This window comes from Bacillus sp. SIMBA_031 (assembly GCF_046535225.1).
Lineage (GTDB): Bacteria > Bacillota > Bacilli > Bacillales > Bacillaceae > Bacillus > Bacillus velezensis.
Genome location: NZ_JAWRXC010000001.1, coordinates 1,290,717 through 1,312,171, shown reverse-complemented (window position 1 = coordinate 1,312,171; position 21,455 = coordinate 1,290,717). Strand labels below are relative to the sequence as shown.

General features: G+C 47.9%; 24 protein-coding genes. 23 read left to right on the top strand and 1 reads right to left on the bottom strand.

Going from position 1 to position 21,455, the window contains the following annotated elements; translation table 11 throughout:
* From SB724_RS06125 to SB724_RS06055, 15 genes are all read left to right on the top strand, one after another.
* On the top strand, positions 1-654 hold the full coding sequence (locus SB724_RS06125) for a phosphoribosylanthranilate isomerase (RefSeq protein WP_105937575.1): 654 nt from the start codon (positions 1-3) through the stop codon (positions 652-654).
* On the top strand, positions 635-1,837 hold the full coding sequence (trpB, locus tag SB724_RS06120; RefSeq protein WP_014418255.1) for a tryptophan synthase subunit beta: 1,203 nt from the start codon (positions 635-637) through the stop codon (positions 1,835-1,837). The genes SB724_RS06125 and trpB overlap by 20 nt, the downstream gene beginning before the upstream one ends.
* Positions 1,830-2,627 carry a tryptophan synthase subunit alpha gene (gene trpA, locus SB724_RS06115; RefSeq protein ID WP_007612229.1) on the top strand — a complete coding sequence of 266 codons (798 nt, stop codon included), beginning with the start codon at positions 1,830-1,832 and terminating at the stop codon, positions 2,625-2,627. The genes trpB and trpA overlap by 8 nt, the downstream gene beginning before the upstream one ends.
* 11 nt (positions 2,628-2,638) lie before the next feature.
* A complete protein-coding gene (gene hisC / locus SB724_RS06110) occupies positions 2,639-3,721 on the top strand; it encodes a histidinol-phosphate transaminase (RefSeq protein ID WP_410570444.1) in 1,083 nt (360 codons plus the stop codon).
* 51 nt (positions 3,722-3,772) lie between these two features.
* A complete protein-coding gene (locus SB724_RS06105) occupies positions 3,773-4,888 on the top strand; it encodes a prephenate dehydrogenase (protein WP_007612226.1) in 1,116 nt (371 codons plus the stop codon).
* A gap of 11 nt (positions 4,889-4,899) precedes the next feature.
* The gene (aroA, locus tag SB724_RS06100; RefSeq protein ID WP_029973648.1) at positions 4,900-6,186 is read left to right on the top strand and encodes a 3-phosphoshikimate 1-carboxyvinyltransferase; all 1,287 of its coding nucleotides are present in this window, start codon (positions 4,900-4,902) and stop codon (positions 6,184-6,186) included.
* Positions 6,187-6,502: 316 nt separating this feature from the next.
* A complete protein-coding gene (locus SB724_RS06095) occupies positions 6,503-7,774 on the top strand; it encodes a tetratricopeptide repeat protein (protein WP_410570441.1) in 1,272 nt (423 codons plus the stop codon).
* Between the two features lie 73 nt (positions 7,775-7,847).
* On the top strand, positions 7,848-8,387 hold the full coding sequence (locus tag SB724_RS06090; protein WP_003153482.1) for a ReoY family proteolytic degradation factor: 540 nt from the start codon (positions 7,848-7,850) through the stop codon (positions 8,385-8,387).
* 54 nt (positions 8,388-8,441) lie between these two features.
* Positions 8,442-8,888: a YpiF family protein gene (locus SB724_RS06085; protein ID WP_003153483.1), complete on the top strand. Its 447-nt coding sequence runs from the start codon at positions 8,442-8,444 to the stop codon at positions 8,886-8,888.
* A 139-nt stretch (positions 8,889-9,027) separates the two neighbouring features.
* Positions 9,028-9,531, top strand: coding sequence for a Rieske (2Fe-2S) protein (locus SB724_RS06080; RefSeq protein ID WP_003153484.1), 504 nt, complete (start codon positions 9,028-9,030; stop codon positions 9,529-9,531).
* A 1-nt stretch (position 9,532) separates the two neighbouring features.
* Positions 9,533-10,207 carry a menaquinol-cytochrome c reductase cytochrome b subunit gene (qcrB, locus tag SB724_RS06075; RefSeq protein ID WP_003153485.1) on the top strand — a complete coding sequence of 225 codons (675 nt, stop codon included), beginning with the start codon at positions 9,533-9,535 and terminating at the stop codon, positions 10,205-10,207.
* A gap of 31 nt (positions 10,208-10,238) precedes the next feature.
* On the top strand, positions 10,239-11,006 hold the full coding sequence (locus SB724_RS06070; RefSeq protein ID WP_007409471.1) for a menaquinol-cytochrome c reductase cytochrome b/c subunit: 768 nt from the start codon (positions 10,239-10,241) through the stop codon (positions 11,004-11,006).
* A 107-nt stretch (positions 11,007-11,113) separates the two neighbouring features.
* Complete coding sequence (gene lhaT, locus SB724_RS06065; protein WP_007612218.1) at positions 11,114-11,707, top strand: lipoprotein heptaprenylglyceryl N-acetyltransferase LhaT; 594 nt, start codon at positions 11,114-11,116, stop codon at positions 11,705-11,707.
* A 67-nt stretch (positions 11,708-11,774) separates the two neighbouring features.
* A complete protein-coding gene (gene ypjB / locus SB724_RS06060) occupies positions 11,775-12,557 on the top strand; it encodes a sporulation protein YpjB (RefSeq protein WP_007612217.1) in 783 nt (260 codons plus the stop codon).
* Positions 12,558-12,586: 29 nt separating this feature from the next.
* Positions 12,587-13,762: an oxalate decarboxylase family bicupin gene (locus SB724_RS06055; protein WP_007612216.1), complete on the top strand. Its 1,176-nt coding sequence runs from the start codon at positions 12,587-12,589 to the stop codon at positions 13,760-13,762.
* Between the two features lie 23 nt (positions 13,763-13,785).
* On the opposite strand, the gene SB724_RS06050 is transcribed toward SB724_RS06055, so the two are convergent.
* Complete coding sequence (locus SB724_RS06050) at positions 13,786-14,658, bottom strand: YitT family protein (protein ID WP_003153493.1); 873 nt, start codon at positions 14,656-14,658, stop codon at positions 13,786-13,788.
* Between the two features lie 142 nt (positions 14,659-14,800).
* Here SB724_RS06050 and SB724_RS06045 point away from each other — a divergent pair, with 142 nt between their 5' ends.
* The 8 genes from SB724_RS06045 to panB all read left to right on the top strand — a co-directional run bounded on the left by SB724_RS06045 (position 14,801) and on the right by panB (position 21,455).
* Positions 14,801-15,136, top strand: a complete 336-nt coding sequence (locus SB724_RS06045; protein WP_003153495.1) for a nucleotide pyrophosphohydrolase — start codon at positions 14,801-14,803, stop codon at positions 15,134-15,136.
* A gap of 8 nt (positions 15,137-15,144) precedes the next feature.
* Positions 15,145-15,948: a 4-hydroxy-tetrahydrodipicolinate reductase gene (gene dapB, locus SB724_RS06040; RefSeq protein ID WP_071391699.1), complete on the top strand. Its 804-nt coding sequence runs from the start codon at positions 15,145-15,147 to the stop codon at positions 15,946-15,948.
* 23 nt (positions 15,949-15,971) lie between these two features.
* Positions 15,972-16,385: a methylglyoxal synthase gene (gene mgsA / locus SB724_RS06035; RefSeq protein WP_003153499.1), complete on the top strand. Its 414-nt coding sequence runs from the start codon at positions 15,972-15,974 to the stop codon at positions 16,383-16,385.
* Positions 16,378-17,091: a bacillithiol biosynthesis deacetylase BshB1 gene (gene bshB1, locus SB724_RS06030; RefSeq protein ID WP_003153501.1), complete on the top strand. Its 714-nt coding sequence runs from the start codon at positions 16,378-16,380 to the stop codon at positions 17,089-17,091. The genes mgsA and bshB1 overlap by 8 nt, the downstream gene beginning before the upstream one ends.
* Positions 17,088-18,221: an N-acetyl-alpha-D-glucosaminyl L-malate synthase BshA gene (gene bshA / locus SB724_RS06025; protein ID WP_007612214.1), complete on the top strand. Its 1,134-nt coding sequence runs from the start codon at positions 17,088-17,090 to the stop codon at positions 18,219-18,221. The genes bshB1 and bshA overlap by 4 nt, the downstream gene beginning before the upstream one ends.
* A 4-nt stretch (positions 18,222-18,225) precedes the next feature.
* Entirely contained in the window at positions 18,226-19,416 is a 1,191-nt protein-coding gene (locus SB724_RS06020) for a CCA tRNA nucleotidyltransferase (RefSeq protein WP_410570438.1), read from the top strand.
* Positions 19,401-20,378: a bifunctional biotin--[acetyl-CoA-carboxylase] synthetase/biotin operon repressor gene (locus SB724_RS06015; protein WP_044802159.1), complete on the top strand. Its 978-nt coding sequence runs from the start codon at positions 19,401-19,403 to the stop codon at positions 20,376-20,378. Before SB724_RS06020 ends, SB724_RS06015 begins: the two co-directional genes overlap by 16 nt.
* 243 nt (positions 20,379-20,621) lie before the next feature.
* The gene (gene panB / locus SB724_RS06010; protein ID WP_007612211.1) at positions 20,622-21,455 is read left to right on the top strand and encodes a 3-methyl-2-oxobutanoate hydroxymethyltransferase; all 834 of its coding nucleotides are present in this window, start codon (positions 20,622-20,624) and stop codon (positions 21,453-21,455) included.

Below are 21,455 nucleotides of genomic sequence, written 5' to 3'. Positions count from 1 at the left end.
ATGAAAAAGCCTGAGTTAAAGTACTGCGGAATACGATCGAAGCGTGATTACGAACTTGCGGCAGCTTCAGAAGCGGACTATCTGGGATTTATTTTTGCCGCAAGCAAACGGAGAGTAACGCCGGATGAGGTCCGGAAATGGAAAGAGCAGGTTCGGACAGACAAGAAACATGTCGGAGTATTTGTAAATGAAACGATAGAAAACATTGCGCAAATCGCCTCTGATCTGGCACTTGACGCCATCCAGCTTCACGGTGATGAATCGCCTGAGGATGCCCGCCGCCTCCGCCCGCTTGTGCGCTCGGAGATATGGAAAGCGCTCCATCACGGGGAAGGGACGCTTCGTCAGATGACTCAATTTGCACCTGCTGTCGACGGCTATGTCATTGATTCTTCAGTAAAAGGAATGAGAGGCGGCACGGGAATCGCGTTTTCATGGGCCCGTGTCCCCTTGTACCGAAAGCAGGCTCAAAATGCAAACAAGCGCTGTTTTATCGCGGGCGGCGTTAATCCTGGAACGATTACAGGCTTACTGAGATCGCGACCGTGCGGTATAGATCTTGCCAGCGGAATTGAAAAAAACGGACAAAAGGATCAAACACTGATCCGGCTTTTAGAAGAAAGGATGAACCACTATGTATCCATATCCAAATGAAATCGGAAGATACGGCGAATTCGGCGGCAAATTTGTCCCTGAAACATTGATGCGGCCCCTTGAGGAAATCGAAACGGCTTTCACAGAATTAAAGAATGATCCCGTTTTTCATGCCGAATATAAAAAACTATTGTTTGATTACTCCGGAAGACCGACCGCATTAACGTTCGCAGACAGGGTGTCAGAGTATTTGGGAGGGGCGAAAATCTATCTGAAAAGAGAAGATTTAAACCATACCGGCTCCCATAAAATTAACAACGCGTTAGGCCAGATTCTGCTTGCCAAAAAGATGGGCAAAACGAAAATCATCGCCGAAACCGGTGCGGGACAGCACGGTGTGGCTGCCGCGACAGCCGCCGCAAAATTCGGTTTTAAGTGTACAGTTTTTATGGGTGAAGAAGACGTTGCGCGCCAGTCGCTGAACGTATTCCGGATGAAACTGCTCGGCGCGGAAGTGGTGCCGGTCACAAGCGGAAACGGCACGCTGAAAGATGCGACGAATGAGGCAATCAGGTATTGGGTCCAGCATTGTGAAGATCATTTCTATCTTATCGGTTCTGTAGTGGGTCCGCACCCATATCCGTATATCGTTCGCGAATTTCAGAAAATCATCGGCGAGGAAGCGAAAGAACAGCTTCGCCGGGTTGAAGGAACGCTCCCGGATAAGGTTGTTGCATGTGTCGGCGGCGGAAGCAATGCGATGGGCATTTTTCAGGCCTTTTTAGACGAAGATACTGAGCTGATCGGCGCCGAGGCTGCCGGAAAAGGAATTGATACACCGCTGCATGCGGCAACGATCGCAAAAGGGACGCTCGGGGTGATTCACGGTTCAATGACCTATTTAATACAAGATGAATACGGGCAGATTATCGAACCGTATTCCATTTCAGCAGGCCTTGATTACCCGGGGATCGGCCCTGAGCACGCCTATCTGCATAAAAGCGGCCGTGTAACGTACGAAAGCGTGACAGACGATGAAGCGATTGCCGCGTTACGTCTGCTTTCTGAAACAGAAGGTATTCTTCCGGCTATTGAATCTGCCCACGCTCTGGCAAAAGCGTTTGAAATGGCAAAAGACATGGATAAAGACAAAATCATTCTCGTCAGTTTGTCGGGAAGAGGAGATAAAGATGTTCATACGCTGATGAATGTTTTGGAAAACGGGGTGGAGACACATGTTTAATCTGCGAGATTCTGAAAAATTATTTATCCCTTTTATTACAGCTGGCGATCCGCTTCCTGACATTTCTGTTGAGCTGGCAATATCATTGCAGAATGCAGGCGCTTCTGCCCTTGAAATCGGCGTTCCTTACACAGATCCGCTTGCGGACGGACCCGTCATACAACGGGCTTCAAAACGGGCTCTGGAAAACGGAATGAATATCGTAAAAGCAATTGAACTTGGCGGCAAAATGAAAAAAAACGGCGTTCATATTCCAATTATCCTCTTTACGTATTATAATCCTGTGTTACAATTAGAAAAAGAATACTTTTTCGCTTTACTGCGGGAAAACGACATAGACGGTCTGCTTGTACCCGACCTTCCATTAGAGGAAAGCGCCCTTTTGCAAATGACATGCAAAAAGGAGAACATCGCTTATATCTCACTGGTTGCGCCGACAAGTGAAGACCGTTTGAAAATAATTACTGAACAGGCCTGCGGCTTTGTGTATTGTGTATCCTCTTTAGGAGTGACGGGCGTACGCAGCGAATTCGATCCGTCTGTATACTCTTTCATACGTAAGGTGAAAGAATTCAGCTCTGTTCCGGTGGCGGTCGGTTTTGGCATTTCAAACCGCAAACAGGTTGACGGGATGAATGAAATATCTGACGGTGTCGTTGTCGGCAGCGCGCTTGTCAAAAAAGTTGAAGAGCTTAAAACAAAGCTTGTGAATCCCGGAACAAGAGCTGATGCGCTTCTTGAATTTGAAGAATACGCAAAGACGTTCGGACGACTGTACAGTGTAAAATGAGGTGACTGGATTTGCAGATTAATGAACAGCTGCGGCAGCTGAAACCGTATCAGCCGGGCAAACCAATAGAAGAAGTGAAAATGGAATACGGGCTTGAGAAAGTAGTAAAACTCGCTTCTAACGAAAATCCGTTCGGCTGTTCACAGGCCGCTAAAGATGCGCTGCATCAGGAGATTGAGCAGCTTGCGCTGTATCCCGACGGTTACAGTGCCGCTTTGAGAACGCGGCTCAGCGAGCATCTGCAGGTCAGTGAATCTTCTATCATTTTCGGCAACGGCTCTGATGAGCTTGTGCAGATTATCTGCCGTTCTTTATTAAATGATCAGGCAAACACGATTACCGCCGCCCTGACTTTCCCGCAATACAGACACAATGCGGTGATTGAAGGCGCTGAGGTGCGCGAGGTACCGCTCCGCAGTGACGGCGCTCATGATTTGGACCGGATGCTGGAAGCAATTGACGGCAAGACGAAAGTCATATGGGTATGCAACCCCAATAATCCGACGGGGACATATACTTCTGAGCAAGAGCTAATCGCCTTTTTAAACAGAGTTCCCGAGCATATACTCGTTGTACTTGATGAAGCGTACTACGAGTATGTCACGGCGGAAGATTACCCAGAAAGCATTCCGCTTTTAAAGCAATATGCGAATGTCATGATCCTCCGCACCTTCTCTAAAGCGTACGGACTTGCCGCGCTGCGCGTCGGATACGGCATTGCGGACGAAGCGCTGATCCGCCAGATTGAACCGGCGAGAGAGCCGTTCAATACGAGCAGAATCGGTCAGGCTTCGGCACTGGCAGCGCTTGATGACCAGACATTTATTCAGGAATGTGTCGAGAAAAATCAAGCAGGCCTTAAGCAGTATTATGATTTTGCAGAAACTCACGGATTAACTTGTTATCCTTCACAAACCAACTTTGTGCTCATTGATTTTAACCGCCCGGCGGATGAACTGTTCCAAGCCCTGTTGGAAAAAGGATATATCGTCCGCTCAGGACAGGCGCTCGGATTTCCGACAGCGTTAAGGATTACGGTCGGTACGAAAGAGCAGAATGAGGAAATTCTCACAATTTTAGCTGAAATATTATAAGAGGTGATCAAGCATCACCTCTTTGCTCTATTAAAATAGTTGAAAAAGGAAATGAGTGAAATGAAGGATACTATATTGCTTGCGGGGATCGGGCTGATCGGCGGATCGATCGCATTGGCCATCAAAAAGGAGCATCCGCATAAACGGATTATCGGTGTGGATATTTCGGAAGAACAGCTCACTGCCGCGCTGAAGCTCGGAATTATTGACGAGCGGGCCGGTTCATTTACGGAAGGGGCGCAGCAAGCGTCTGTTGTCATTATCGCCACGCCTGTCGCCCAAACGCTGAAAATGCTCGATGTGCTGGCCGCATCAGACATCACCCATGAACTCCTGATTACGGATGTGGGCAGCACGAAACAGAAAGTCGTCAGCTACGCCGACAAAGTGCTTCCGGCTCACTATCAATTTGTCGGCGGCCATCCGATGGCGGGATCTCATAAATCCGGGGCCGCTGCCGCGAAAGAATTTTTATTCGAAAATGCGTTTTACATTTTAACACCCGGAAAATCAACTTCTAAAGAGTCAGTAATGCATCTGAAGGAACTCTTGAAAGCGGCAAACGCCCACTTTGTGGAGATGACCCCCGAGGAGCATGACGGCGTAACGAGCGTCATCAGCCATTTCCCTCATATCGTTGCTGCAAGCCTCGTACATCAGGCTCATCATGCTGAAGAAGATTATCCGTATTTGAAACGTTTCGCAGCCGGCGGTTTTCGGGACATCACCAGGATCGCCTCAAGCAGTCCGGCGATGTGGAGGGACATACTTCTTCATAACAAAGATAAACTGCTTGACCGCTTCAAAGAATGGAAACGGGAGATTGACACGATCGAATCTTATGTAGAAAATGAAGATGCGGACAGCCTGTTCGGATATTTTAAAAAAGCGAAAGATTATCGCGACGGTCTGCCGCTCCGTCAAAAAGGAGCGATCCCGTCCTTTTATGACCTTTATGTCGATGTTCCCGATCATCCGGGGGTCATTTCGGAAATTACGGCGATATTGGCAGAAGAAAAAATCAGTATCACCAACATCCGCATTATCGAAACAAGAGAAGATATTAACGGAATTCTCAGAATCAGTTTCCAGACTGATGATGACCGGAAGCGCGCGGAAACCTGCATTCAATCCCGCGCCAAATATGACACATTTTACGCTGACTGAGGTGGAAAACATTGAAAAGAGAAAAAGTGACGTCTTTAAACGGTGAAATTCATATTCCGGGGGATAAATCCATCTCCCACCGTTCTGTTATGTTCGGAGCGCTTGCGGAAGGAACGACAACAGTAAAAAACTTTTTGCCCGGAGCCGATTGTCTGAGCACCATTGCCTGCTTCAGAAAAATGGGTGTCTCCATTGAACAAAACGGAAGTGATGTAACGATATACGGGAAGGGCATTGACGCACTTTGTGAGCCTGACAGCCTTCTTGATGTCGGGAATTCCGGCACGACCATCCGCCTGATGCTCGGCATTTTAGCCGGACGCCCATTTCACAGTACGGTAGCGGGCGACGAAAGTATTGCAAAGCGCCCGATGAAGAGGGTGACGGAGCCTTTAAAACAGATGGGAGCCGCGATTGACGGAAGAGCGGACGGAGGATTTACGCCTTTATCCGTAAGAGGCGGACAATTGAAAGGCATTGATTACGTCTCCCCTGTTGCAAGCGCGCAGATCAAATCCGCCGTGCTGCTTGCCGGATTGCAGGCTGAAGGGACGACGACCGTCACTGAGCCTCATAAATCAAGAGACCATACGGAACGGATGCTGAACGCTTTTGGCGCCGAGCTTGCGGAAACGGAGACGAGCGCTTCCGTAACGGGCGGTCAGAAGCTTCGGGGAGCTGATATTTTCGTGCCCGGCGATATTTCTTCAGCGGCCTTTTTCCTCGCCGCGGGCGCTGTCGTTCCCGGAAGCCGGATTGTGCTGAAAAATGTCGGCCTGAATCCGACACGCACGGGAATGATTGATGTCTTAAAGCAAATGGGGGCTTCACTTGAAGTGATTCCTTCAGAAGCGGACAGCGCGGAGCCTTACGGAGACCTGGTTATTGAGTCTTCAGATCTGAAAGCGGCAGAAATCGGCGGAGAAATCATTCCCCGTTTAATTGACGAGATCCCGATTATCGCCCTTTTGGCAACGCAGGCTGAAGGTACAACTGTCATTAAAGACGCTGCGGAGCTGAAGGTGAAGGAAACGAACCGGATCGACACCGTCGTATCAGAGCTCCGGAAAATCGGTGCAGACATTGAACCGACTGAAGACGGCATGAAAATACACGGCAAAAAAACGCTTGCGGGCGGAGCCGATGTGTCAAGCCACGGCGACCACCGCATCGGCATGATGCTCGGTATCGCTTCATGCCTGACAGAAGAGCCGATTGACATCCGTGATACTGAGGCGATCCATGTCTCATATCCGTCATTTTTTGAGCATTTAGATCAATTAGCCAAAAAAGCCTGAAGACGATTCTTCGGGCTTTTTTCTTCATGTGTCATAAAATCTTGGGCTTTGACATAGCTTGTCTTAAACAGAAAAATAAAAGAAAGGGGGAATGCGTTTTCGTTACAGATACAGCCGGAACAAATTGTGCTGTCTGCGTATAAAGATGCCGTCCCCTTTTTTGCCGTTTTCCTCTTAACTATTTTCTGATAAACTATAATGCCGGGTGAAGCATCTTATTTGCGGGCAGGCTCTGTCTGAATTATGATAAGAATAACCCGAAAAAAACCCTTTTCATTGGTTGATGAGGTATAGGAAAAGAAAGGACCGGTCTGATTTGAATACATTGATTCAAGAAGCCATAAAATTAGTTGAAGCAGGTGAAACCGAAAAGGGACTCAAAGCGCTTTCAAAAGCTGAAACAGAGCTTCAAGACGAAGACAAAGCCATTGCAGCCCAGCTCTACTATGAATGGGGAAACGCCGAAAAAGCGTTAGCGCTGATCAGTGATCTGCATGACCTTTATCCGGATGAGTCTGAGCTGACGAATTTTTACGCCGAATTGTTAATAGATATTGATGAAGAAGAAAAAGCTCTTGAGGTGCTGGAGACGATTTCTCCGGAAGACCCGTCTTACGCGGAAAGCCTTCTTTTAATGGCTGATCTGTATCAGATGCAGGGCTTATTTGAAGTAAGTGAGCAAAAGCTGTTACAGGCGAAAGCGATGTTACAAGATGAACCTGTTATTGATTTCGCTCTGGGGGAATTATACTTCACTCAGGGGTCATACGCAAAAGCCGTTCCTTACTATGAAGAGACGGCAAAAGAACGGCACGAAATCGGCGGCGTAAATGTTCATCAGAGGCTGGCTGAGTCATTGAGCGCGGCGGGTGAATTTGAGGAAGCGATTTCATGGTATGAAAAAGCGGCGGCAGAACATACAGAACCGAATACGATTTTCGGGTACGGGTTCACAGCCTATCAGGCGGGAATGGTCAAAACAGCCATCAAGCAGCTGTCTGATTTAAAAGGGCTTGATCCTTCCTATTCATCGCTTTATATGCCGCTTGCAAAAAGCTACGAGGCAGAAGGCATGTATGAAGATGCATTAAAAACCGCTAAAGAAGGCATTACTTACGATGAATACAATAAAGAGCTCTTTCTCTATGCGGCGAAAATGGCGTTAAAGCTCGGCAACGCAGAAGAAGGCAAAAAGCTTCTTCAGGAAGCGCTGGCGCTCGATCCGGGTTACGTGGAAGCGCTCCATACGCTTTTAGCCGTCTATCATAAAGAAGAAAGCTTTGAAGAGATTATTGATCTGATTCAGGAAGTCCGCGGCTACGGAGAAGAAGATCCGAAATACAATTGGTATTTGGCGGGTGCTTATACAGGCCTTGAGCAATACGCTGAAGCGAAAAAAAGCTTCGAAGCTGCGTATCTCCATTATCAGGATGATCGGGATTTCTTATATGAATACGCTCACTTCTTATTGGAAGAGGGTCTCCAGAAAGAAGCGCTGCCGCTTTTAAAACAAGTGCTTTCAATGGATGGAACAAACGAAGAGCTTGAAGAAACAATCTTACGGATAGAGGATGAATTTTTAAGATAAGCAGGATTTTGGACCATGCTTGCTGAATGTATAAGTGATGTCAGATTATACGATCGATAGAGGAGGGAATTACATGCAGACCCCTGTTTCTGTCAATGAAAAAAAGGATTTTATCCGTTGGTTTTTAAATCATTATCAGCTTAAACGCCGGGAGTGCGTCTGGATTTTAAATTATTTAATGAGTCATGATTCATTAATGGAAAAAGTCCATTTTGTAGAACAAGCCGAATTTTGCCCGAGAGGCATTATCATGTCTACTCATTGCGTTGATGAGGTGCCGTTTAGGTTTTACAAAGAAAATGTCATGACCACGGACGCGGAAAAATCTTTTCACGACATCCGGTTAAATAAACAGCAGGATTTATTTATCCAGCTGAATTTCCGTTCGGCCTACAGCTCGCCGGAATATGCCGCTGTTCTTGAATCAAATCCGCATCTGCCGAAAGACCTGTTTGAAAATAAACAGGATCAGGGGATGGCCGAAAAAATATTAGAACATGCCATTTCCACTTTCCAGCGGGAAAAGCTGCTTAAAGATATCGACGAGGCGCTGGACCGCCACGACAAAGAAACATTTGAAAAGCTTTCCCGCCAATTGAATCAGCTCACATAAATGACAGCCTTGCAGAATATGCAAGGCTTGTTGCGTAAAGAGGAGGAACGAGACATGAGATGGAGGGCCGCTGATGCCGATGCCTATTTACAATCTGCGGATTACATTGATACCGCTGTCATTCCGTTAATTTCCATAACATCTTCAGGAGGCTTAAAAGAGGCCGTTGAACAGGGGGAAAGCACCCAATTGCTTTCTGAAGAGCTTGAGCGCCAATTGAAGGGACGGGTATATTTATTCCCCTCTTATACATATGTTGATATAGATCAATCACAAATCGCCCTGCTTCAAAAACTCAAAGAAGAGGTGATGACCAACTTCCGGCACGCCTTGTTCCTGACGGCAGACGAAAAATGGAAGGATTCTGAAATAGGGTCTGATGTCATATACATTCCTGCCGTTCCGTTTGAACATATGAAAGACTCTTTAAAGAGAAAAATAGCGGATGACAAGTGCGGAGAAATTTTGAACGTTTTGTTACAGAAGTGGAACAATTCTTAAAAACTCCATACATCCCGCAAAACACCCGTTTTGCCTCTGTTGACCTTGCTGAAAGATTCATATATTATGAGGGTGTCAAATCTCTGAATTATTTTCTATTTTAGTTAATTTTTGGTCAATCTTTAGGGGGGGGGAAGAGATGGGCGGAAAACAAGATATATCAAGAAGACAATTTTTAAACTATGCGCTCACCGGCGTGGGGGGATTTATGGCCGCCAGTGCGCTTATGCCCATGGTCCGTTTTGCGCTGGACCCGGTATTAAAACCGACGGGAGATCAAAAAATGGTGCAGGTTGTCAGTGTGGATGAGCTAACGAAGGAGCCGAAGCGGTTTGACTTTAAAATTCATCAAGTCGACGCCTGGTACGAATCGGAAGAATCCAGGTCAGCCTGGGTTTACAAGCATGGGGATGAAATTATAGCGCTTTCTCCGATCTGTAAACATTTGGGCTGCACCGTAAACTGGAACAATGATCCTAAAAATCCGAACAAATTCTTTTGTCCCTGCCATTACGGGCTGTATGAAAAAGACGGCACGAACGTTCCGGGCACGCCGCCGCTCGCGCCTCTTGACCGTTATGAGCAAAAAGTAAAGGACGGCTTTTTGTATCTTGGAAAAGCAAAGCCTAGGGGGGAAGGGTGACATGCTGAATAAAATTTATGACTGGGTGGATGAACGTCTCGATATTACGCCGATGTGGCGGGATATCGCCGACCATGAAGTGCCGGAACATGTAAATCCCGCTCACCATTTCTCGGCTTTTGTCTATTGTTTCGGCGGTTTGACGTTTTTTGTAACCGTTATCCAAGTACTGTCCGGGATGTTTTTAACGATGTATTATGTGCCGGATATAAAAAACGCGTGGGAATCTGTGTATTATTTGCAGAATGAAGTCGCTTTCGGGCAGATTGTAAGGGGTATGCACCATTGGGGCGCAAGTTTAGTCATTGTGATGATGTTTTTACATACGCTGCGGGTTTTCTTTCAGGGAGCTTATAAAAAGCCTCGGGAATTGAACTGGATCGTCGGTGTTCTGATCTTTTTTGTGATGCTCGGTCTCGGTTTTACAGGGTATCTGCTTCCATGGGATATGAAGGCGCTGTTTGCGACAAAGGTAGGTCTTCAGATTGCGGAGGCGACGCCATTGATCGGAGCGCAGGTGAAAACTCTTCTTGCCGGCCACCACGATATTGTCGGCGCCCAAACGCTGACGAGATTTTTTGCGATTCACGTATTTTTTCTCCCTGCCGCTTTGTTTGCGCTCATGGGCGCCCACTTTGTCATGATCCGCAAGCAGGGAATTTCAGGACCGCTTTAATACAAATCTGATATAAAAGGGAGGGGATGACATGCACCGGGGGAAAGGAATGAAGTTTGTAGGAGATTCAAGGATACCGGCTGAAAAAAAACCGAATATACCGAAAGACTATTCAGAGTATCCTGGAAAGACAGAGGCGTTTTGGCCGAACTTCCTGCTGAAAGAATGGATGGTCGGGGCCGTTTTCCTCGTCGGATTTCTCGTTTTAACGATTGTGCACGAGCCGCCTTTGGAACGGGTGGCGGACCCGACGGATACAGGGTATATTCCGCTGCCGGATTGGTATTTTCTATTTTTATACCAGCTATTAAAATATGAATATGCCGCAGGGAGCTACACCGTTATCGGCGCGATGATTATACCGGGTCTTGCCTTCGGGTCGCTGCTTTTGGCTCCGTTTCTCGACAGGGGGTCTGAAAGAAGGCCGTGGAAGCGTCCGGTCGCGGTCGGGATGATGCTTTTGGCGCTTTGCGCTACGGTCTTTTTAACGTGGCAGTCAGTCGCGACGCATGACTGGGCGAAGGCGGAGGAGCAAGGGAAAATCAAAAAAGAAGCCGCCATTGATACTGAATCAGACGGTTATAAGGTATTTAAAGAACAAGGCTGTATTTCCTGTCACGGGGATAATCTTCAAGGCGGAAGCGCCGGACCGTCCCTGGTCGATAACGGGCTGAGCCCGGAAGAAATTAAAAAAATCGCCGTCAAAGGGAAAGGGCAGATGCCAGCCGGTATTTTTAAAGGAAATGACAAACAGCTTGATCAGCTGGCGAAGTTCATTTCTGAAACGACAGCGAAATAACGTATTGTGAAGTAGACAATAGCAGGATATACTTTTATGAAAAGAGCTGACCGGATGTCAGCTTTTTTTGCATGATACATACTTTTTACGGACTGAGAGTTGATGGTATGAGGTGGATTTCTTATCTTTTAGGGTTGCGCGGCATGCTTCTGCTTGTTCTTGCCGTTAATTTTATCGGTACGGTGTACGGCTATTATTGGTATGTGCCGCAGCTTGCGGACACGCCGTTCCGATTTCTGATATTTGTGCCTGACAGCCCGACGGCGACGTTTTTTTTCCTGTTCGTGCTTCTGGCATTTCTCATGGGAAGAAACGCGCCGCTGTTTGAAGCGCTGGCTCTTGTAACCCTTGTAAAATACGGGCTGTGGGCGGTCGGAATGAATGTCTTTGTGCTGGTCAAAATGGGGCAGATGCCTTGGGAAGGGTACATGCTGATTGCTTCACATTTTGCCATGGCCGTTCAAGGCGTTTTATACAGCCCGTATTTTCGGTTCCGGTTATGGCATCTTGCCGTTGCCGCTGTTTGGACGCTTCATAATGATGTCATTGATTATCTTTTCGGCATGATGCCCCGCTACTCAATGCTCAATGACTATATGCAAGTAATCGGCTATGCTACATTCTGGCTGAGCATATTTTCACTCGGCCTTGCATACTATTTGGTGATTTCCAAAAGACGGATAAAGCTTGACTTACACTGATAGAATCTTGGTCTAACCTTGTCCCGCTCCTCATATTCTGTAAAGAGAAGGAGTGGGAGGGACCTCTATGAAACGAAAGCTGACGATCTGTCTTTTACTTGCTCTTATGTGTTTCATCACAACTGCCAAAGCTGAAGATGAGGGCGGTCTCAAGGAACTGAACGACCTTTCGGATACCGTTTTCCAAATGACGCGGCATTCGCAGTATGATGAGGCTCTGCAAGTGCTTGGCTACTTTAAGAAAAAAATGACACACGTAAACTCACTGAGCGGCGCCGAAGTCAGGCAGGTGACTCTGGGTTTCAATGATTTAGTGCGCGTTCTGAAACAGGCAGACGCCTCAGATACCGAAAAAATCCGGGCAGCCGCCCAGTTCAGGTTGGTAATGGATGCGATGGAAGACCACTCCGATCCGCTGTGGGGTTCGCTTGAAAGACCGATTATGGCGACATTCAGCGCCTTAAAAGAAGATGTCAGCGGAAACGGAAGTGAAAATTTCAATGAAAAGTGGAATGAATTTATATCATTATATGATTTAATTTATCCCAGCCTGACAATGGATGTGTCGGCCGGCCAGCTTGATACGGTGGCGAAACATATCGAGGTGATTGAGCAGGACGGGTTTCAGCAGATGACAAAAGGAACAAAGCTTGAGCGTCTGACGCTCCTGCAGCAGGATTTAAAGCGGGTTTTTGACAAGGTGGAGCGGGATGACGCTGACCCTTCGCTGCTCTGGGTCATTCTGACAACAGGCGGTATCATTATTACTGCGCTGACATATGTCGGCTACCGAAAATACAGAGCGGAAAAAAAGAAAGAGAAAAAGCGTGAGTATCCTAAGTCTAAATAAACAGAAATTGCTGTAAAGGAGCTAAGTCAGTGAAAAAACTCATCCAGCAATTGGCTTCAAAACACCTCCCGCAGCCGATCAGAGGCAGAAAAGGGGCGACTGACGAAGGACCGCGAAACCTCGCACGTGACTTTCAGAATCCTGACATGCTCGTTCCGCCCTCAACGGATGCAGGAACGGTTCAAAACTTGAAATTCTCATTTTCTGATACGCATATGAGGCTTGAAGACGGCGGATGGTCCAGAGAGGTGACGGTCAGGGAACTGCCGGTATCAAAAAACATCGCGGCGGTGAACATGAGACTGAAACCGGGAGCTGTGCGGGAGCTTCATTGGCATAAAGAAGCCGAATGGGGATATGTGATTAACGGAGAAGTCCGTTTAACTGCGGTTGATCAAAATGGGCGGAATTTTATTGATAACGTAAGTGAAGGGGATCTGTGGTATTTTCCTTCCGGCATTCCTCATTCCATTCAAGGGATGGAACGGGGAAGTGAGTTTTTGCTTGTCTTTGATGACGGCTCTTTTTCAGAAAACAGCACCTTTTCAGTAACGGACTGGTTTGCCCACACCCCGCGCAGCGTGCTGGAGGCGAACTTCGGTGTTCCCGGATATGACTTGGCCTACATTCACAAGAAAGAGCGTTACATGTTCCAGCTGGAACCGCCTCCCCCGATTGAACAGGCAGCAGTTTCTTCCCCGGAAGGCACCGTTTTGGAGCCGTTCAGCTACAAGCTTTCCCGGCAGGAGCCTCTTGTTACCAGCGGGGGAAGAGTAAAGATTGTCGATTCAAAAACGTTTAAGGTGTCAAAAACGATTGCCGCAGCTCTTGTGGAGGTCGAACCCGGAGGCATGAGAGAATTGCATTGGCATCCGAATACGGACGAGTGGCAGTATTATCTTTCAGGAGAAGCGAAAATGACGGTGTTTGCGGCGGAGGGAAGAGCGCGGACATTTAACTATCAAGCGGGTGACGTAGGATATGTTCCTTTTGCAATGGGACATTATGTTCAGAATACCGGTGACACCGTGCTTCGCTTTCTGGAAATCTTCAAAAGCGACCGTTTCGAAGACGTCTCTTTAAACCAATGGCTGGCACTGACACCGCAGCGCTTCGTCGAGCAGACGCTCAATGTCAGTCCGGCATTCGTCCGCCGATTGAAAAAGAAAAAATCACCGGTTGTCAAATGGAAACACGAACAGTAAAGGCGGCAAAAGCCGCCTTTTTATTATCGTCTGATCGGATTTTTATTTTCATCAAGCGTAAATCCTTCGCCGAGCACATCATGGACGTCGCTTACTGCAACAAAGGCGTGCGGGTCAACGGAAGTGATGACGCTTTTCAAAAGCACAATTTCGTTTTTCGGAACGACGCAGTAAAGAACGTCCCTGTCTTCTTTTGTATATGATCCCTGTCCTTTTAAAACGGTGACGCCGCGCTCCATCTCTTCAATGATTTTTTGCTGGATCAAATCGTTTTTCGAAGAAATAATCGTTGCCCCTTTTGCGGCATAGCCGCCTTCCTGGATAAAATCAATCAATCTCGCAGCGACAAAAACGGCTACAAGCGTGTACATCGCTTCCTTGTAAGAAAGATACGTAAACAAAGAAAGCAAAATGACACAGGCGTCAAAGGCAAACATCGTCCGGCCCATCGGGATTCCGAAAAATTTGTTGATCAGCCTGGCGATGATATCGACCCCGCCCGTCGTGCCGCCGTATTTAAAAATAATGCCGAGACCCGCGCCGATAAATACACCGGCGAATAAGGCAGCCAGCGCTAAATCATGGGACAGCGGCATATGAATTTCGTAGCGCTGAAAAACACTCAGAAAAACAGAAAGAGAGACGGTGCCGATCAGGGTATAGACAAACATCGTCCGGCCGAGCATACGCCAGCCGATGAAAAAGATAGGAATGTTCAATACCAGGTTGGAAATAGAAGGGCTGATGTGGAATAACGCATATAAAAGCAGCGTAATGCCGGTAAATCCGCCTTCCGCCAAATTGTTCTGCATATTAAAGTGAACCAGTCCGAATGAAAAAACAGCGGCGCCGATTAAAATAAAGCAAATGTTTTTGATTCTGATTTCTCCAAGCATTGCATCAAACCCCTTTTCCTTCCATAAGATTGCGTAAATATTATAGTGGATACAAAAGAAAACAGCAAACTGCCGTTTTTAACATTTGTCAAATGTACTTGAATTAGCTAACATGGAAGAGATGACAGGAGGTATTCGCACAGTGAGTGACAAAACGATGAAAGACTTACAAGCTGAGGTCGATGAATATATCGGCCAATTCAAAGAAGGCTATTTCAGCCCGCTTGCCATGATGGCCCGTCTCACGGAAGAACTGGGCGAACTTGCAAGAGAAGTCAACCATTATTATGGGGAAAAGCCGAAGAAAACGACGGAAAATGAGAAAAGCATGGAAGAGGAAATGGGCGATGTGCTGTTCGTCCTGATTTGCCTCGCCAACTCCCTTGATATTTCATTGGAGGAAGCTCATAACCGCGTCATGCATAAATTTAATACACGTGATAAAGACCGCTGGACTAGAAAAGAAGAAGGAAAGTAGGAGAAACCATGTCAAATGAAACCATTAAAGTCGTCATCGCCGGACCGAGAGGCAGAATGGGCCAGGAGGCCGTAAAACTTGCCGTCCGCACGCCTCATTTTGAGCTTGTCGGCGCTATTGACCATACATACGATCAGCAAACATTGCGGGAAGTGATGTCAGCTGATTCAGACGCTCTTATTTATACGGATATCCGCGCATGTTTCCAAGAAACAAAACCGGATGTGCTGATCGATTTGACAACGCCTGAAATCGGCAAAAAACATACGAAAGCCGCTCTTGAACACGGCGTCCGCCCCGTTGTGGGAACGACCGGATTTTCTGAAGCCGATTTAGAGGAACTTCAAGGCTTGACTGAAGAGAAAGGAATCGGCGCCATCATCGCTCCGAACTTTGCATTGGGCGCGGTGCTGATGATGAAGTTCTCACAAATGGCCGCCAACTATTTTGAAGATGTAGAAATCATTGAGCTTCATCATGATCAAAAGCTGGATGCCCCGAGCGGAACGGCGCTGAAAACAGCGGAAATGATCTCAAGCGTCCGTACAGAAAAGCAGCAGGGCCATCCTGATGAAAAAGAAATTCTGCCGGGCGCCCGCGGTGCTGAATTAAACGGCATCCGCCTTCACAGCGTGCGTCTTCCGGGTCTTATCGCCCACCAGGAAGTCATGTTCGGCATGGACGGCCAGACGCTGAAACTGCGCCATGACTCCTATAACCGGGCTTCCTTTATGTCAGGAGTGAAGCTGTCAGTGGAGCAAGTGATGAAAATCGACCAGCTTGTATACGGACTCGAAAATATTATCGACTGAATCGGCAAGGGGGAGAACATCAAATGAAAATCGCTTTGATTGCTCACGATAAAAAAAAGCAGGATATGGTTCAGTTTACGACCGCATATAAAGATATACTGAGCCATCATGAGTTATACGCGACAGGTACGACAGGCCTGAAAATCCAGGAAGCGACCGGATTGTCCGTTGAACGTTTTCAATCCGGCCCGCTCGGCGGAGATCAGCAAATCGGCGCATTGATTGCAGCAAATGCCCTGGATCTCGTCATTTTTCTGCGCGATCCATTAACTGCGCAGCCTCACGAACCGGATGTCTCGGCGCTGATCCGGCTGTGTGACGTATACGCGATCCCGCTTGCCACAAATATGGGAACAGCGGAAATCCTCGTCCGGACACTGGACGGCGGGGCATTTGATTTCCGCAATCTTGTGCGCGGAGGAGAGCCGAATGTCTGAACACGTTGATATTCTGGCGTTCGGCGCCCATAGTGATGATGTCGAGATCGGTATGGGCGGCACGATCGCAAAATTTACGGCTCAAGGAAAAACCGCGGTGATATGCGATTTGACCGAGGCCGAACTATCATCCAACGGAACGGTAGGGATAAGAAAAGAAGAAGCGGCAGAGGCGGCACGAATTCTCGGCGTAAAAGAGAGAATCCAGCTTACGCTTCCCGACCGCGGGCTTTTGAAAAGTGAGGACGGCATCCGCCGGATTGTCAGTGTCATCAGAGCCTGCCGGCCGAAAACCGTTTTCATGCCTTATCCGAAAGACCGCCATCCTGACCACGGCAATGCGGCGGCTTTGGTCGAAGAGGCGGTGTTCTCGGCGGGAATTCATAAATACAGAGATCATCAGGAACTGCCGGCTCATAAGGCTCAGCGCGTATACTATTATATGATCAACGGGTTTCACCGTCCGGACTTTGTAATCGACATAACGGAAACCATCGATCTGAAAAAAGAAAGTCTGCACGCCTATCAAAGCCAGTTTATTCCTACGGCGCAGTCAGTGAACACACCGCTGACCAACGGTTATATCGAAATGGTGGAAGCGCGGGAAAGACTGTATGGCAAAGAAGCCGGGACGGGGTATGCTGAAGGCTTCTTTTCAAAACAGCTTCCCGTTTTGAATGATGATGTTTTTGGGGGCGGACAATGAGACCATTAAAAATAGGGATTACATGCTACCCGAGTGTCGGAGGCTCGGGTATTATTGCGACGGAACTCGGCAAGCTGCTTGCGGAAAAAGGGCACCAGGTTCATTTCATCACATCAAGCATCCCGTTCAGATTAAATACATATCATCCGAATATTCATTTTCATGAGGTGGAAGTCAACCAATACGCGGTATTTAAATATCCGCCTTATGACCTTACGCTGGCGAGCAAAATCGCCGAGGTTGCCGCAAGGGAAAATCTTGATATCATCCACGCGCATTATGCGCTGCCGCATGCGGTATGCGCTTATCTTGCCAAGCAGATGCTCAAGCGCGACATCGGCATCGTGACGACGCTTCACGGTACGGACATCACCGTTTTAGGATATGATCCGTCATTAAAAGATTTAATCCGTTTTGCCATCGAAGCGTCCGACAGAGTGACGGCGGTATCAACCGCGCTTGCCGGAGAAACATATGACTTAATCAAGCCGGATAAAAAAATTGAGACCATCTACAACTTTATTGATGAACGTGTTTATCTTAAGAAAAATACAGAGAGTATAAAAGAGAAACATGGCATTTTGCCGGATGAAAAAGTCGTCATCCATGTTTCGAACTTCAGAAAAGTAAAACGTGTTAAAGATGTCATCCGCGTTTTCCGTAATATCGCAGCCAAAACAAAGGCGAAGCTCCTGCTTGTCGGCGACGGGCCGGAAAAGTGCGTCGCTTGGCAGCTTGTCGAAAAATACGGACTGCAGGATCAAGTGCTGCTCCTCGGAAATCAGGACAGGGTGGAAGAGCTGTATTCCATCAGCGACCTTAAGCTTCTTCTGTCTGAAAAAGAAAGTTTCGGACTCGTCCTCCTTGAGGCGATGGCCTGCGGCGTGCCGTGCATCGGAACAAATATCGGCGGAATCCCGGAAGTGATTAAAGATCAAGTAAGCGGTTTTCTGGTGGAAGTCGGCGATATTCAGGCGGCATCTGAAAAAGCGCTTGCCGTTTTAGAAGATAAACAGCTCAGCAAACGATTGACTGATCATGCGCTGAAAATGGCGGAGACCGCCTTTTCTTCGCAAAGAATCGTCAGTCAGTATGAACGGATTTATGACGAATTGGCAGGACCGGAGTGATCTTATGGAACAGGAATTTGTCAAAGCCCTCCCCATCCTTCATCATCTGATGAAGGCGGGCCATCAGGCGTACTTTGTCGGGGGAGCCGTCAGAGACAGCTATATGAAACGAAAAATAGGTGATGTGGACATCGCAACCAGCGCTTCGCCGAATGAGGTGGAGCGTCTCTTTAAGCGGACTGTCGATGTAGGAAAAGAGCACGGCACCGTCATCGTCCTGTGGGAAGATGAAACCTATGAAGTCACCACTTTTCGTGCCGAATCAGAATATAAGGATTACCGGCGCCCTGAAGCTGTGCGGTTCATTACTTCTTTATCAGAAGACTTAAAGCGGAGAGACTTAACGATTAATGCGATGGCGATGTCTGCCGAAGGAGAGCTGCTTGATTATTTCGGAGGCGCACATGATATCGGACAAAAGCTGATCCGTACGGTGGGTAACCCTGAAGACCGCTTTCGGGAAGACGCTCTGCGGATGATGAGAGCCGTCCGCTTTATGAGTCAGCTCGGCTTTCTGTTAGAAAAAGAAACAAGAGAGGCCATCATGAAAGACAGGGAGCTTTTGGCACATGTATCAGTAGAACGAAAGACCGTCGAGTTTGAAAAGCTGCTGCAGGGCGTTTCCTCACAAGAAGCGATTCAAACGATGGTGCAAACAGGTCTGATACAAGAGCTGCCCGGCCTTTCCGGTTATGAGCAGCAAATGCTTGAAGCAAGCGGCTTTCCGTTTTCTTCTTTAGATGCACGCGAAGAACGCTGGGCAGCGCTGTTATTGCTTCTCGGTCTTTGCCCGAAAATCGCCGAGGCGTTTTTAAAACAATGGAAACTGCCGGGAAAAGTCATAAAAAAAGCGGTGCAAATCATAAGCGTTTATCCGGTGCAGCTGGAAGCGGAAGCGATGTACCGGGCGGGAGAGGCGCTGTTTTCAGCCGTTAAAATCGGGATGCTGAAAAAGCATAAGACGATTGATGAACAAAAGCTGAAAGAGGTTCAGAGCCTGTATGAGCAGCTGCCGATCAAAAGCCTTCGAGACCTCGACATTTCAGGCGCTGATCTGATGGAGCTCAGAAACCGCCGCGCGGGTAAATGGGTGGCCGAAGAACTTCGCCGGATCGAAGAAGCGGTATTGGCAGGGAAGCTCCCTAACCGAAAACATGACATAAAGGAGTGGCTCGCATCATGGGATCAACATTAAGAACCCGATTAATTGATTTATTTTCTGAGGCGGGTGACGGCTTTATCTCCGGGCAGAAAATAAGTGACGCGCTCGGCTGCTCGAGAACCGCCGTTTGGAAACATATAGAGGAGCTCCGCAAAGAGGGCTATGAGGTTGAGGCGGTCAGAAGAAAAGGGTACAGGCTCATTAAAAAACCGGGGAAACTCAGTGAATCCGAAATCCGTTTCGGGCTGAAAACAGAGGTTTTGGGCAAACAGCTTCATTACCGGGACGTCCTGCCGTCCACCCAAAAAACCGCTCATGAACTTGCCAATGACGGCGCGCCGGAAGGAACGCTCGTAGTCGCCGATAAACAAACGGCTGGCAGAGGAAGAATGGCCAGAGTATGGCATTCACAGGAGGGAAACGGGATTTGGATGAGCCTCATTCTGAGACCCGACGTTCCTTTGCAAAAAACGCCGCAGCTCACCCTGTTATCCGCCGTTGCGGTCGTACAGGCCATCGAGGCTTTTACAGGCGTACAGCCCGCCATTAAATGGCCGAATGATTTAATGATTCACGGCAAAAAAGCCGTCGGGATTTTAACTGAGCTGCAGGCGGAAGAAGACCGTGTCCGTTCGGTTATTCTCGGGATCGGCATCAACGTGAACCAGCAGGAAACCGATTTTCCCGGCGAGCTTCAGGACATTGCGACGAGCCTGAGCATGGAAGCCGGCGAAAAAATTGACAGAGCGGGTCTGATACAAGAGATTCTGCTGACTTTTGAAAAACGCTATCAGGATTACTTGAACCACGGCTTTACACCGATCAAGCTGCTATGGGAAAGCTATGCGGTCGGACTGGGGAATGAGCTCAGAGCGAGAACGCTGCAAGGGACGTTTTACGGGAAATCGCTCGGCATTGATGATGAGGGAGTTCTTCTCTTGGAAACGAAAGACGGCATAAAGAAGATATATTCTGCCGATATTGAGCTCAATTAATCTTAGTTGGTACAAGCCTCGTGAATTTGGTATACTTCCTATGGGCAGTATCATAATGAACTGCACCTGATCAGCAGAACAGAGATTACGAAAAGTCTGCCTTGATCCAAAAAAGGACTGGGACAGAGGGATGACATTCGCCGAACGTTAAACAAGTGGGATCCTTCTTATTTTACAGAAGGCTTTTTTGCTTGCGAAGAATTGGCGGCTCATCTCCTCACCGTTTAGAGGAGGAGAAACAGAATGAAAACAAAACTGGATTTCATGAAAATGAAGGAAAACGGAGAGCCGATCGTGATGCTGACCGCTTACGATTATCCGCAGGCAAAGCTTGCGGAACAGGCGGGAGTCGACATGATTTTAGTCGGGGATTCGCTCGGAATGGTCGTGCTCGGACTCGATTCAACAGTCGGCGTAACGGTCAGTGACATGATTCACCATACAAAAGCGGTAAAACGCGGTGCGAAAAATACGTTTATCGTAACTGACATGCCGTTTATGTCTTACCACCTTTCAAAAGAAGATACAATGAAAAACGCCGCGGCCATTATTCAGGAAAGCGGCGCGGACGCGTTAAAGCTGGAAGGCGGAGACGGCGTTTTCGAATCCATCCGCGCGCTGACTCTCGGCGGAATTCCCGTCGTCAGCCATTTAGGCCTCACACCGCAGTCTGTCGGCGTATTAGGCGGATATAAAGTGCAGGGAAAAGATGAGCAAAGCGCGAAAAAGCTCATTGAAGACAGCATCAAATGCGAGCAGGCGGGAGCGATGATGCTCGTGCTTGAATGCGTGCCTGCTGAACTGACTGCTAAAATAAAAGAAGAAGTATCCATTCCTGTCATCGGAATCGGAGCCGGTTCAAAAGCGGACGGCCAAGTCCTTGTCTATCATGACGTCGTCGGCCACGGCGTGGACAGAACACCGAAGTTCGTGAAGCAATACGCCAAAATCGACGGCACGATTGAGTCGGCCCTCAGCGATTACGTCCGTGATGTGAAAGAACGGGTTTTCCCGGAAGAAAAGCATTCCTTTCAGATAAACCAAACTGTGCTGCAAGGCTTGTACGGAGGAAAGTAA